Raw genomic sequence first — 14,602 nt, 5'->3', positions numbered from 1 at the left:
TTTCTTTTTTCTTTACCATAAAAGACAAATTGTCATTTTCATCCAATTATCCGACAGATTAACAACAGCTTGTTTATTAATATGAAAGCATTGGTATATTTCATATAAAGCTGTTCCGTTAAAAAGACAAGAAAAAGGCATTTCCCATTTTTTATGAGAAATGCTTTTCGTTACAGTAGCTTCATTAATTGACGAAATGCTGTTTCATCTCGTTCATCTAATGCTTTGTCAATTAATCGCTTTACGTTTAATTGCTCTAGTTCACGAATAATAGCAGTTTGCTCCACCTTATTAATTTCTGTTTCTTCTTCAAAATATGGAGCTGTAATTGTATTGAGTTGGCGGAGAAAATCAGGTAAAGAAATAAGTTCTGACATCGACATATAAATAATATCTTTTCCTTTTTGAAAGGCAAAGCGCGCACCGACATTTTCTATTTTTCTCGTAACTCGATTAATTCGAATTTCTTTCTCTTCTACCGGAATAAATTGGTACACTTTATGATTTATAAACATCGCGAAGTATTGATAGGCTAAGACAACAATTACATTTTGTTCGTCTGACTTAATGTAGTATGGTTTAAGTAATTTGACGGTTACCACTTATCCACCCCCACCACTTATAATCATAATTTTCTGTAAATTAATTTTACACAATTTTGATGAACCACGCAACTGCTTTTAGGAATTTAGAATAAACAATCGCCAAGGTTGGCGATTATTTATTCTTTTACAGCTAATAGCTGATCCGTTACTTGACGTAGGGTTAATTCTGAAATAGAATCTTTTTTCTCAATCTCATCTAGCTTCACTCGTGCATCCTTAATCTTTAATATTCCTTTTTTCATGTATCCTTTATACGCTTCGTTTAAACTGTGAATAGATGCGGCATACAAATCGTCCGTTCCTGGCGTTACTGCCTTCTCGTACATATCTAGAATGATATCTTGCTCATCTTCAGGGAAAAACTCATGTGGATCGGTACTATCAAATACTGCGAAGCCTAACTCATCAACAAGTACCATATCAATACTGTTTGGATCAAAGCTACAATGATACAATTCCGTATCATACCCACGTTCCACACATGCTTGACATACCTTCTTCATTAAGGTCGATTTCCCTGTACCAGCACGCCCTTTAATGTAATATTTTTTGTTAACTCTTTGAAGAAGGGAAGGGAGGACATTAACGCTTCCATCTGGCGTATTTGTACCAAAAAGGCGATGGAAAACGTGTCCCTTTCCTTCTTTTTCCACAGCCCCGTTTAAGAGACTTTCAATTAAGTTTGAAGTCGTTTCGTTTGCACGTTCAAAATCCATATTTTGAATATAAATGGATTCGAGATCATCATGAACTTCTAAGCCATCAGCAAACAATGCATAAGCATTATCTAAAAGCCTATAGATTTCTCTATTCGTAGCACTATCCTGTTCAGAATATTGGATTGTTAATTCTAGGTCTACTTCCTTTACATCCAAATTCGTACCCGCCGGTATTACATCTTCTGAAACAATAGCAACAGAATCCTCTCTGTTGATGATGCCATCAAGTAAGTCCGCTCCAAACGGACTACATAATATTTCTATATTCTTTTGATTATAAAGCTGCTTCACAAGATGATCCAATACTGCAGTTTTCACCCGTAATGATGGATGCTTTAGAACAATCACATTTTTAATCTGGTGCAAATTTGAATCTAAGAAATTTACCAGCCCTTTTGATGTATTTCCAGTGACATAATAATATGTTTTATCCAAGCTAACACATCCTTTAGTTTTAATATGACTCTCAACTAGTGTATGTGTATTGGGCTAGTTTAGTGATTCCAGTATCAAGATTTTTCTATGCAACTTGAATACAAAACATGCTACGTTTTATTCACCAAGCTATTACATTCCTCATTTGTAAACACACGCGATCTAGTTAAGAAGCGCTTTCCTTCTGGACCCTCCAACGAGAACATTCCTCCTCTTCCTTCTACTACGTCAATAATTAACTGCGTATGCTGCCAATATGCATACTGATCCTTAGCGATATAAAAGGGACACCCACCAATTTCCCCTAGCTTCATATCAGAATCGCCTACTCTAAATTCTTCTTTCGGAAAACACATCGGCGCGCTTCCATCACAGCAGCCTCCTGATTGGTGAAATAACAAGTCACCATGTAATCGTTTTAAGTGTTCGATAAGCTCTAGCGCCGCTTCGGTTGCAATGACACGTTCTACCATACCTTTTCCTCCTTATCATGCCGAAAAGAGGTGCATTCTCCTTTTCCATAATAATTAACACTTTTAAAAAAGGCCTGCAGCTCCTTCTGAATAGCTAATAAGCAAATTTTTCGTTTGTTGATAATGGTCAAGCATCATACGATGATTTTCTCTACCAATACCCGATTTTTTATAGCCGCCAAAGGCAGCATGTGCAGGATATTGATGATAACAATTCGTCCACACTCTTCCTGCTTCAACTCCTCTTCCAAAACGATATGCCGTATTTATATTTCTCGTCCAAACACCAGCACCTAAACCATATAATGTATCATTGGCAATCTTCATTGCCTCTTCTTCATCCGTAAATGTAGTTACAGAAAGAACGGGTCCAAAAATCTCTTCCTGAAAAATACGCATACTATTATTTCCTTTAAAGATGGTTGGTTGAACATAATATCCGCCGGCTAATTCTCCTGCTAATTGATTGACATCTCCACCAACGAGCACTTCCGCTCCTTCTTGTTTTCCAATATCCAAATAGGACTTAATCTTTTCAAGTTGCTCTGTAGAAGCCTGTGCTCCCATCATTGTTTCTGTATTTAATGGATGCCCAACTTTTATTTGTTTGACACGCTCTATCGCCCGCTCCATAAACGAATCATAGATTGATTCATGGATAAGCGCTCTTGATGGACACGTACATACTTCCCCTTGATTAAGTGCAAACATCACAAGCCCTTCAATCGCCTTGTTTAAAAATGCATCATCCTTATCCATGACATCTGGGAAAAATATATTTGGCGATTTACCACCTAATTCAAGCGTCACTGGAATGATATTTTCGGACGCATATTGCATAATAAGTCTTCCCGTCGTCGTTTCTCCAGTAAATGCAATTTTGGCAATACGGGAATTAGTGGCTAACGGTTTTCCCGCTTCTACACCAAAACCATTGACCACATTTACCACACCATCTGGTAGTAGATCTTTTATTAAATCTAGTAACACATGAATCGATGCAGGCGTTTGTTCAGCAGGCTTTAAAATAACACAGTTTCCTGCCGCTAATGCTGGAGCTAGTTTCCAAGTAGCCATCAAGATAGGAAAGTTCCATGGAATAATTTGTCCGACAACACCTAAAGGTTCTTGGAAGTGATAGGCTACCGTATTCGAGTCAATCTGACTTATGCCACCTTCCTGTGCTCGAATCACACCAGCAAAATATCGAAAATGATCAATTGCTAGAGGAATGTCAGCGGCTAACGTTTCGCGAACTGCTTTTCCATTGTCCCAGGTTTCAGCAACCGCTAACATTTCTAAGTTATCCTCCATGCGATCTGCAATATCATTTAAAATCTGTGATCGCTCTGCTACCGAGGTTTCCTTCCAGCTTTCTTTCGCTTGATACGCTGCATCAATAGCAGCATCTACATCCTCTTTTGACGAACGAGCAACCTCACAGAAAACCTCCCCCGTTACAGGGCTAACATTTTGGAAATAAACACCATTTACTGGCGGTTGATATTTCCCGCCAATAAAATTGTCATACCTCTCTTTAAAATTCACTTTAGATCCAGTAGTATTTGGATTTGCGTATTGCATACACTTTTTCCTCCCTTATATAATTAGTGGGCAAGGGTGTATGAAGATCATGATGACTTTATTACAATTTATAAGTTTACAAAGGAATTTATGCCTACTTTTCCATGAGCTAAATGGAAGAAAAAAGCTTATAGTTTGCAAAGAAGTGTTTCTCTCTTTAGATAATCCTAATTTCGCACACAAAAAAGAGCACCCACATTTATCGTAGATACTCTCTTTACATGTTACTTCCTAAAATAAATAAAACATAATTCCAATTATAAGCAATACGTTGTTCCAACCCCTGTTAATCATATGCATGTCACATTAAAAAACGCGCATTAATTTTCTAGTTTTGGAAGCATTCGTACCTCTTGCTCCATTTCAGACTCACAGAGCGGACATTTAGGTTCCTTTGCAAAGCTATATGATGCACGCATCCAGCCATTACAATCGTCACTTGTGCATGACCATACTGCTGTTTCCTCTTCTGGAAGTGGTTCTTTTGGTCCACGAGAAAAAGACATGACAGCTACATCCCCTTTCAAGGTTCTTGTTCCATTATACTCCTTTTCAAGGAACAAAGAAAGAGCACGGATAAATCAATGTATCACAACGGTATTTCTCTACATAAAAACAATTTATACGCTATAGTACAAAACGTTTAACAGCCTTTGCCACACCATCATTATTGTTGGTATCTGTTACAAAGTCGGCAGCTTTTTTAATTGCTTCTTGTGCATTTCCCATCGCTACACCTATTCCTGCCTGTTGTATCATTTTTATATCATTTAAGCTATCCCCAGCAGCAAATACATTATCCATTGTAATACCAATTTTTTCACAAACCGTTTTTAATGCATTCGCTTTATTAACGCCCTTTGGATTTACTTCTACGTTTGTAGGTAATGAATTTGTTAACTCAAGTCCATCTATATAGGATAATTCCTTCATCATTTCTTCTAGCTTCTGCTTGTCAAATGTATCACATCCGAGTTTTAACCAATCCTGTTCTAGATAATCATCTGGAAGTCTATCACGATATACGCCTTTCGTAGAAACCATCCACATATCTAACCCGATTTCTTTTCCTAAATGATACATTTTTTCGAGTTTAGCTGTTTCTAGCAAATGCTCTTCAATCAACTCCTTCTTAACAGTCCAAATTTGGCCACCATTACTCGTCACTAAATAGGATGTTAATCCTAAAGCTTCGGCATACGGATAACATGATTCCAACCATCGACCAGTGCTTAACACGACATGTACACCTTTGTCCATTGCCTGTGATAATACTTCTCTCGTATAATCTGTAATCATATCGTCTTTATTTAATAACGTCCCATCCATATCTAGTGCGATTAATTTTATTTGTCCCATGGAATCCTCCTTGATATTGAGTTCATCGTGCATTTCTCTATTAAGACTAAACTATCTCATCATTAATTTTGAATTCTTCGATCAAAAAGTGTTGTCGTTACATATGGAATAAATAATAAAAATATCAAAATAAAGAACAACAATTGAATGTGAAATAAGTCAACAATTAAGCCACCAAGAACAGGACCAAGCATTCGTCCTGCAGCAGCAACACTATTCACAATACCTTGATAAAATCCTGCTCTACCTTTTGGAGCTAGTTCATCTGCTAAAGTAGGAATCGCAGGCCAAACGAGCATTTCCCCAATTGTTAAAATCACCATGGCTACGGCAAACATAACAAATTGATCTGCCACCATCGCAATGATGAATGAAAATAGAAAGATCGTACTCCCAACGTAAATATACGTCTTTTGAGACTGCCATGTGAACAACTTTAATAAAGGCTGACCAAGCACAATTAGAAACCCATTAATTGCCCATAATGTACTGTATTGTTCTAGCGGAATACCTATATCTTGTGTATGTGATGCTATCGTTGATTGCCATTGACTATAAGCAAACCAAACAACAAAAAAGCCACTACACAGAATGAGAAGGGATCGAAAGGCCGACTTATTTTCAATCTTTTTGCTTTGCTCAATAACAGTCGTGTGCATTTGACGATCACGTTCCTCATCCATTCCACGAAAGAAAAACAATACCATTAACAGAAAAACAAAAAACAATGATGCATTCGCGATGAAAATATAGTTAAATGAAATACTTGCCACAAATCCACCAATTGTTGCACCAAGAGCAACACCTAAGTTTTGCGCAACGTATATTGCATTAAATGCGCGGCGTCCCCCTTCTGGCCAAATTGAACCAGCCATCGCAAACATAACTGGCCAAGTAGCACCTGTTCCAAATCCGATAAGAATCAGCATAATGGAATAAGGTACAATCGTATGATGAAACGAAAGGAATATTGCAGCCGAAGTTACGAGCAATGTGGAGTATAAAATCGTTTTATAAGGGCTAAATTTATCAAAAAGCGCTCCACCAATTAAATTACCTACGATAGCTGCTCCTTGATTCAACATTAAAATGACCCCAGCAAAAGCAAGACTTTTACCAAGTTCATTATGCATATAAATTGTATTGAGCGGCCATAAAAATGATCCTCCGGTTACATTAATCGTTGTAGCTATAACTAATAGCCAAATATATTTAGGCATCCCCATCATCTCTCATTCTTCTGCAAATTCTATTGATGCTTGTATCCAAACATATAAATTATTCATTTATTTTAATACAATTATGATAGGTAGGCAATGTCAAATAATAGGCATTATGATAATGAATTATCTTTTCCAAGTGCGTTTTGAAAATCAACAGGAATTACTTCACCAAAAGCTTTATAATCGTAAAATAATTCGACGTTGGGAAGTACAAAATCAATTCAAAGCTCCGTAGCATTCATCTTTTCCATTTGTCACCTCAATTCCATAACCTTCCCTACGACGATCATAGCACACTTATTGAAAATCTTCTCTGTTCACAACGACTAAAGCATGCCATAAGTATTACTTTCACCTTTTTTGACACGCTTTTTTCATATTTAACTATCAACCCTACGAATGCTAGACTTTTGCTTATCCGTTCCTACTCATCATCTAACACATATTTATTTCGCCCAGCTCCAAATCCAAACAGCATAACGAATACAGATACAGAAATGAGTATAATTAATGGAATGGTCCACGCCTCCGTTATATCAAATAAAAACCCGATAATAATAGGGCCAACTGCTGCCAATATATAGCCTAATGCTTGAGCCATTCCTGAAAGCTCTGCTGCCTGTTTCGCATTTTTTGCGCGTAACCCTAAAAAAGCCAGTGCTAAAGCAAAGCTACCACTTAACGATATTCCAATTAGAATAACACTGAAAACCATCGTGATTTCTGACTTACCTACGAGTAAGCCGCCATAGCCCCCAACCGATATACACGTCATCACAAATACAATTCCACGCTGAGACTTTAATTTACCGGCAATCATTGGCACAATAAAGCTTGCTGGAAGTCCAATAAACTGACAAAATGAAAGCATCCATCCCGCAGTTGCCATATCTACACCATAATTATGTAAAATCTCTGGTAGCCAAGAAACTGTTACGTAAAATAAGAATGATTGCAATCCTAGAAAGGAAGCAACCTGCCATGCAAGCGGCGACTTCCAAATTCGATTATCATTTGTTGTTACATAACGAAGCCCTTGACTTTTTTCTTTACCATTTTTCTTCAGCAGATATATCCAAACAGGAATTCCTAAAATAGCAGGGATGATCCAGAAGAGTAAGGAAAGCTGCCATCCAAGTCCATAATTTACAGCTAGCGGAATACTTACTCCAGATGCAGTTGCCGCCAGCACTCCCATACTTGTTGAATAAATACTTGTCATGATTCCTACCTTTGTCGGGAACTTATCCTTAATAACACCTGGAAGCAACACATTACAAACCGCAATACCTAGTCCGATTAGTAACGTACCACCAAATAAAAGGAATGTCACTGCAATTGAACGAAGAGATATCCCAACCGATAGCACAATTAAACCGAGTAATAACAGCATTTCATTAGAAAAACGATTTGCTAGTCTAGGTACAACTGGAGATAAAAGCGCAAAAGCAATTAATGGGAGACTCGTTAATAAACCAGCACTCCAATTAGAAAGTGCTAAATCATCACGAATAAAACGAATTAACGGGCCAACTGATGTAATTGCTGGACGTAAATTAAAGGATACGAACACGATACCAACTACTAATAATATCCGATACCATTGCTTTGTACGTTGCTGTTTGTTTTGTAATTGCAAAGGAGCTACTCCCTTCTAGATTTCCAACTTTGCTTTTATCATAGCATATCACGGAAAAGGAAGAAAAAAGAAGTGCGAAAGGCCTATGCTTTCCGTTCTATCCATAACAAAAAAGATCTCCTGATTCTGACAGGAAATCTTTTTTGTTTTTAACGCTATAGCATCTGATAGAGAAGACCAAACCGCATTGCATGTTCAATTTCATCTGTCATAGCGAGAAAAAACGTATCTCGAATCATTTGATCGTTAGACAACAGATAATCATCCCGGTAAGTTTCATACGCCTCTAGCTCATCATTATACGCAACCCATACCCCTTCCTTGAAATTCGAAAATTTCGTTCGAGGTGTTTTATATTTCGGTGTTTTTCCAGTTAACGCTTTATAAAGTTCCACAAAAGCTTCTAGATGTTTTTTTTCATCATTTAAAGCATGCTCTACTACGTCTTTCGCCATTTTATTCGGTGCCATTGTAGCTAGTCGCGTATAAAAATCGATTGCTCCGCTTTCCCCCTCCATGGCATGGATTAATGCCTTTAAGACTTGTTCATTCTGGCCTTGCACACGAGGATCCATTGGATATTCCCAATAAGATTGTGCACGCGGAACAGCAGTTTGATTCATTGCATAACCATTTGGATACATATAATAATACATCCTTCATCCCCTTCCACGGCGTTTTCTCTACTACTATATGCATGAAGGAGATATTGGGTTATTATCTATCTTATATATTTACGGTTAGCCTGCTTAAATCATTAAACTGCTGCTCTTTGTGATACTTCACCATTTTTTCGATTTCTTTGCAATAACCAAACTATCGCCATCAATAAGAAGCCAGCTACATTCGAATAAACTTCGGGATGAATCATGAGTAATCCTCCTAACATCAATAGGACACGTTCCCAAATGCGTGAATTGCTTACAAAAAAACCAATCATTGCACTACTTACAGCCAACATTCCAAGGAATGCGGTTACGACCGCTAATACAAAATGCGGAATCGTTACATCAACCAGCAAGAGGATTGGATCATAAATAAAGATATATGGAATAATGAACGCTGCGATAGCGAGCTTTACTGCATTTAATCCGGTACGAAAAGGATTCGCTTTTGCAATTCCGGCTCCAGCATATGCTGCCAAACAGACTGGTGGCGTTATATCGGCAACGATACCAAAATAAAATACAAACATATGTACAGCGATTGGTTCTAATCCAAACGTATTAATTAAAGCAGGAGCAGCTACCGTTGCAGTAACAACATAATTTGCTGTTGTCGGCAATCCCATACCAAGAATAATACAAGCAACCATTGTTAGCATTAATGCAAATGGAAGAATACCGCCAGATAAAGCGATAATACCCGTGGCAAATTTAGCACCTAATCCAGTAATACTGACGACGCCTGCGATAATTCCAGCAGTTGCAACTGCTGCGATTACAGGAAGTGCTACGCGTGCACCTTCCTCTAGTACATATATCGTTTGCTTCAAGGATAATCTACTTTCCTTCCGAATCAAACTAATAAGATATGCAGAAACAATACCGATTATTGCTGCTCGCTGTGGGGTAAAGCCAATCATTATTGTTCCTACAATAACAATTAGCGGTAATAGCATATATCCATTTCGTAGCATGAGCTTTTTAAAATTTGGCAATGCCTCCTTTGGTAGTCCCACAATACCTCGTTTTTTTGCTTCAAAGTGTGTTCCAATAAAGATTCCTGTAAAATAAAGCATTGCAGGAACAAGTGCTGCAAGCATAATAGTAGAAAAGTCTACACCTAAATATTCCATCATAATAAAGGCAGCAGCCCCCATCAATGGAGGCATAATCTGCCCACCAGTTGATGCCGAAGCTTCTGTAGCCGCCGCAAACTCTGGTTTAAAGCCTGCTTTTTTCATCATTGGTATGGTAAATGAACCAGAAGCTACTGTATTGCCAACTGAACTACCCGAAACCATTCCTTGTAACGCAGATGCAGATACAGCAGCTTTTGCTGTGCCACCGGTATAGCGACCTGTTAGTGAGAAAGCAAGATCATTAAAAAATGCACCGATCTTCGTATGAACAAGCATTACCCCAAAAAACAAAAAGAGAAAAATAAATTTCGAGGATATCTGAATTGGTGTTCCAAAAACACCACTTTCCTGGTACCACAAATTCGTGGCAATCCGATCAATAGAAAAGCCAGGATGCGATAAAAGCTGTGTCGGGATATATTTCCCAAAAATAGTATATAAGATGGTAATTCCAGCAACAATCACAATTGGTAACCCTACCGTTCGACGTGTTGCTTCGAGTACAAGCAAAATACCAACAATCGATAAAATCATATCAAATGGATGATATCCAGTAATTCTACTTTGAAGAATAGAATCCAAGAAAATGACCTTATGATAGGAAATGTACATTGCTAGAAAAGCGAGGATAATATCATACCAGGGAACAGTTTTTTGATGTTTTTGCATTCCTTTCTTTGCTGGAAACAATAAGAATATTAGACCTAGCGCAGTACCTAAATGAATTGCACCTTGCTTTTGTGAAGGTAACACACCAAAGTAGCCTGTATATAGATGAAAGACTGTTAAATAAACACCTAAAAAGGTAACAATCAAACCCCACTTTCCGAGATTCAATCGAAACTGGCTTTCTCGATCATATTTTTCTAGTATAGCTTGTGCTCCTGATTCTCTTGGCTGGCTTTCTCTCATTCGACCACCATCCATTTCAATAGGAACAGAATGGGGAAATCACACCAATCTGTTCCTAAATAAATACCAGTGAAACGCTTTTCCGTTTGATTCCCTTTATTAATCTACTACTTTTTTAAATCATCCAGACTTTCTATACCAGTGTTCTCTCGCGTTATAATTTGCACAACCTCTGGATAAATATGACCAATAAACGCTGCATTGGTGACCTTATTTCCCTCAAAATCTCCTGCTCCCTCGATTGCATTTAATGCAGGGACATGAACGGTCATTCCAAGGTCCATTTTTCCATCTCGAATGGAAGCAAGATTTTCGATAGATGCTCCTGTTTCTGTATTCGTTACATTAATCCCATCTATATGATTATTCCAAACACCTGCCATTTCTCCTCCGAGTGGATAATATGTTCCACCAGAACTACCTGTTCCTAGAATGAATTCTTCTTTTTCCCCTTCTATCTGAAGTTTAGCAATAGGATTATCAAATGATAAGCCTTGCTCTTTATAGTACTTTGCTGCTCCAGGATGAATTGGCAATCCTTTAGCACCATTTAGCGCATTTTCAAGCGTCATTTGGACTCCTTGCGCATGGGTTATTTCGCTAGCCTTTTCAACCATTGCTTTGGCCAATTCATAGCCAAGCTCTTCACTAATCGTGTTTGTATTTGCCATCAGGATCGCGTAAGCAGTCACTGTTTCAATGTCTTTATCCATAAAATCATACGTATCTTTTGGAATCGTATGGCGTTTATAGCCGCTATTCTTCTCCATATATGCTATTGCTTCATCTGAAAGCTCTAACATTTTCACATCACCAGCAGAAGCGTGCAAGCTCTCAATGCTCCCCGCTGGAAGACCTAGTATACCTATCGATACATCAACATTGCCATCTTGCACTTGATCTGCCGCATCTCCAAATCCCTCCTGAAACGCTTCATAATCCCCTTCCTCCAGTCCATATGCCTTTAATATTTGCTTGGATACAGCATTCGTTTCACTTGCTGGTGGTCCAATAGCGATGTTGCTTCCACCACCTCCACAAGCTGATAGCAGTAGCATTCCAAAAAATAGTAACAGAACACTCGTCCTCTTTTTTCTTTTCATTGTCTTCCCCCTTTTAGTCATTAAACATAGTTTTTGATAACGCTTTCATTAAGAACTGCAAGTAGTGTTTTTTTAAGCTTACTATGAAATAAACGGAATATCAATAATATTTTTAGTATTTTCAGATTATTGTGCTATTAATTGTGTATTTTAAAAAGAGAAGTTATTTAGATTTATTGGGGTAATTCAATAAATCCATTTTAGAAACTTTTTCGAGTGGTATTTTCGTTGATTGGGCGATTAGCTTCAAGGATGTTTGCGGGTGATATTTAATAAAATGAAGGACCTTCTCACTTTCGGTAAGACAAGTATTACACATTGAAAAAGGACTAAACTCTATTTCGTTATCACATAAACGACATTTTTTTACGATTACTCCCATTTCTCCACCCCTTCTCCTATTTTTCTTTATAATACGCTTTTTACTGATTATTATAAATATATTAATTTATCAAATAAAATGTTTTATTAAAAGAAATTATGATTAAAAAATCCCCTTTCCATCAAGAGATAGAAAGAGGATTTGCATTCATTTATTTTTCAGAGTCCGACAAATAAAGTTTACAGTTTAAATCTTCCCACTAATTCATTTAGTTGCTCTGCTTGCTTTGCTAATTGATCAGAGCTTCCTGCTACTTCTTGCATTGAACTGCTTGCTTGCTGTACAGTTGCAGCTGTTTCCTCTACCCCTGCTGCAGACTCTTCCGATACTGATGCGATTTCATCAATGGAATGATTAATCTTCTCTGTGTTTTCAGCAATATTAGCAAGATTCTCGGAAACAAAGGTAATACTTTCCGCCATGTTTGAAACTGCAGAGCTGATTTTTCCAAACGTAACCCCAGTCGATTCAATTTGTTCACTACCTTGCTCTACTTCTTTATACCCTTCCTTCAAGGAAGTCGTTACTAGATTGGTTTCCTGTTGAATTCGTTCGACGATACCAGAAATATCTGTAACGGATAAGGAAACTTGTTCAGCTAGCTTTCGTACCTCATCTGCTACTACGGCAAAGCCTCTTCCTTGTTCTCCTGCCCGAGCCGCTTCGATTGCAGCATTCAATGCAAGCAAATTGGTTTGATCGGCAATATCATTAATGACAGAAACAAGATTTGAAATTTCCTGTGATTGTGCATCAAGTCCTTCTACTTTTGTAACCGTATCACGAACCATATGGTCGATTCGTTTCATTTGGTTTGTAGAAGCATTCATTAAGTCACTACCTTCAGAGGTCATCTCAATTACCTCGTCTGCATATTGCTTAATTTGCTCGCCATTTTCATTTGTTTCCTTAACTGTCGAAGCAAATGTTCCCATAATGGAAGCGACATCACTAGCACTATTTGCTTGTGTTTCAGATCCTGTAGCTAATTCCTGCATCGTCGTTGCTACCTGCTCTGTACCGTGCATCACTTCATTGGCAGACTGTGTTAATTCTTCACTATGTGCTGCAACCGTATTTGATACATTAGATATACTCGTTAAAATATCTCGCATTTTCGCGTTCATTTCATTTGTAGCACGGGTTAATTGACCAATTTCGTCTACTGATGTTGTTTCCAATGCTTCGTGGTTCAATTCACCACTTGCAATTTGACTCATTCGTTTCGTAACTTTAATAACTGGCTTCGAAACCATACGTGCTGTTAATAATGCAATAGTAATAATAAACACTGTTGTTAAATTAGAAAACACTAAACTTGTAATTCGAGCTGTTTCTCCAGATTGAATCGTTTCATTTCCGATTTGTTCAATTCGTTCATGACTTTCTTGTGTTAGCTTTTCATAGCCATTAATAATTTCCGCTGTTTGTTCCATTGTGGCTACAAGTTTTTGATATGCTTTGTCTTTATTTCCAAGATCATAATCAACAAAAATATCATCCGTGACTATTTTTCGCCATTCCACTGTTTTTTCTATCAATTGATCAAACTCATCAGAATCATTAATTTCTCGAATGATTTCTTCATTCTCTAACCCAAGCTCTGTATATTCACTAAACGCCTTTTTATGCTCTATCGATCCTGTTAAAATATATCCTCGTGCGGCTGCAATTCTGCCGAGCATCGACTGTGTCATATTTTGATTGGCGGTTAATAATTCAAGCTCTTCTTCAATTACTTGTTTAATGGCTATGTTTGTCCCTTTCATTGCAAAGTAATTCGTTGCAGATATTGCGAATACAAGAAGCATCACAAAAGCAAAGCCAAATAGTATTTTTGTCCGTATATGTTTAAAGTTAAATAGTTTTTTCATGAATCTTCCTTCTTCCTAGTGAGTTATATTACTCGGTAGTGATTTCTTTTACTTCATCTGTTTCTTCGAGGTTTAATACTTGCTTTAAGTCTAAAAGTAAAATAAGCGTCTCTTCTACTTTAGCAACTCCTTGTAAAAATTCCTTGTCTATCCCTCGTACGATTTGTGGTGGTTCTTCAATCGCGCCATTTGCAATATCCTTTACATCTGTCGCAGCATCAACAATTAGTCCAACTTGAACTGTATCTACATCTACGACTAATATACGGTTTTCCATCGTTTCTTCTGTTATTGGGAGTGACAGTCGTTCCTTTAAATCAATAATTGGTGTTGTTTCGCCTCGAAGCGTCATCACTCCTTTAATAAAAGTTGATGTTTTCGGTACAGATGTAACTTCACCTGTTTTTTCAATCGAAACAATTTGATTCACACCCACGCCAAATTGCTGTCCATTTAATGTGAAAATAATTATTTTTCTTAGAGTTTCCAT

13 protein-coding genes are annotated in these 14,602 nt (G+C 37.5%); all 13 read right to left on the bottom strand.

Annotated features, from left to right (window positions below; genetic code table 11):
• Positions 1–170: 170 nt before the first annotated feature.
• The 13 genes from QBK89_RS01540 to QBK89_RS01480 all read right to left on the bottom strand — a co-directional run bounded on the left by QBK89_RS01540 (position 171) and on the right by QBK89_RS01480 (position 14,602).
• The gene (locus QBK89_RS01540) at positions 171–602 is read right to left on the bottom strand and encodes an IDEAL domain-containing protein (protein ID WP_284139240.1); all 432 of its coding nucleotides are present in this window, start codon (positions 600–602) and stop codon (positions 171–173) included.
• 119 nt (positions 603–721) lie between these two features.
• Positions 722–1,759, bottom strand: a complete 1,038-nt coding sequence (locus QBK89_RS01535; RefSeq protein ID WP_284139239.1) for a hypothetical protein — start codon at positions 1,757–1,759, stop codon at positions 722–724.
• A 110-nt stretch (positions 1,760–1,869) separates the two neighbouring features.
• Complete coding sequence (locus QBK89_RS01530) at positions 1,870–2,232, bottom strand: DUF779 domain-containing protein (protein WP_284139238.1); 363 nt, start codon at positions 2,230–2,232, stop codon at positions 1,870–1,872.
• A gap of 63 nt (positions 2,233–2,295) precedes the next feature.
• Entirely contained in the window at positions 2,296–3,816 is a 1,521-nt protein-coding gene (gene exaC / locus QBK89_RS01525; RefSeq protein ID WP_284139237.1) for an acetaldehyde dehydrogenase ExaC, read from the bottom strand.
• 320 nt (positions 3,817–4,136) lie between these two features.
• A complete protein-coding gene (locus QBK89_RS01520; RefSeq protein ID WP_284139236.1) occupies positions 4,137–4,322 on the bottom strand; it encodes a cold-shock protein in 186 nt (61 codons plus the stop codon).
• Positions 4,323–4,443: 121 nt separating this feature from the next.
• Positions 4,444–5,175, bottom strand: coding sequence for a Cof-type HAD-IIB family hydrolase (locus QBK89_RS01515; protein WP_284139235.1), 732 nt, complete (start codon positions 5,173–5,175; stop codon positions 4,444–4,446).
• Positions 5,176–5,237: 62 nt separating this feature from the next.
• Positions 5,238–6,395 (bottom strand): MDR family MFS transporter, encoded by a 1,158-nt coding sequence (locus tag QBK89_RS01510; RefSeq protein WP_284139234.1) that lies wholly within the window; start codon positions 6,393–6,395, stop codon positions 5,238–5,240.
• A 427-nt stretch (positions 6,396–6,822) separates the two neighbouring features.
• On the bottom strand, positions 6,823–8,037 hold the full coding sequence (locus QBK89_RS01505) for a CynX/NimT family MFS transporter (protein WP_284139233.1): 1,215 nt from the start codon (positions 8,035–8,037) through the stop codon (positions 6,823–6,825).
• A 155-nt stretch (positions 8,038–8,192) separates the two neighbouring features.
• Complete coding sequence (locus QBK89_RS01500; RefSeq protein WP_284139232.1) at positions 8,193–8,693, bottom strand: ferritin family protein; 501 nt, start codon at positions 8,691–8,693, stop codon at positions 8,193–8,195.
• Between the two features lie 101 nt (positions 8,694–8,794).
• A complete protein-coding gene (locus QBK89_RS01495) occupies positions 8,795–10,753 on the bottom strand; it encodes a TRAP transporter permease (protein WP_284139231.1) in 1,959 nt (652 codons plus the stop codon).
• Between the two features lie 107 nt (positions 10,754–10,860).
• Entirely contained in the window at positions 10,861–11,856 is a 996-nt protein-coding gene (locus QBK89_RS01490; RefSeq protein ID WP_284139230.1) for a TAXI family TRAP transporter solute-binding subunit, read from the bottom strand.
• A gap of 561 nt (positions 11,857–12,417) precedes the next feature.
• Positions 12,418–14,112 (bottom strand): methyl-accepting chemotaxis protein, encoded by a 1,695-nt coding sequence (locus tag QBK89_RS01485; RefSeq protein ID WP_284139229.1) that lies wholly within the window; start codon positions 14,110–14,112, stop codon positions 12,418–12,420.
• Between the two features lie 28 nt (positions 14,113–14,140).
• Positions 14,141–14,602 carry a chemotaxis protein CheW gene (locus QBK89_RS01480; protein WP_284139228.1) on the bottom strand — a complete coding sequence of 154 codons (462 nt, stop codon included), beginning with the start codon at positions 14,600–14,602 and terminating at the stop codon, positions 14,141–14,143.

The sequence above is a fragment of the Virgibacillus sp. LDC-1 genome, from assembly GCF_030137545.1.
Taxonomy (GTDB): domain Bacteria; phylum Bacillota; class Bacilli; order Bacillales; family Amphibacillaceae; genus LDC-1.
Note: the sequence above shows the minus strand (reverse complement) of the source record. Positions and strands in the feature narration are given on the sequence as shown.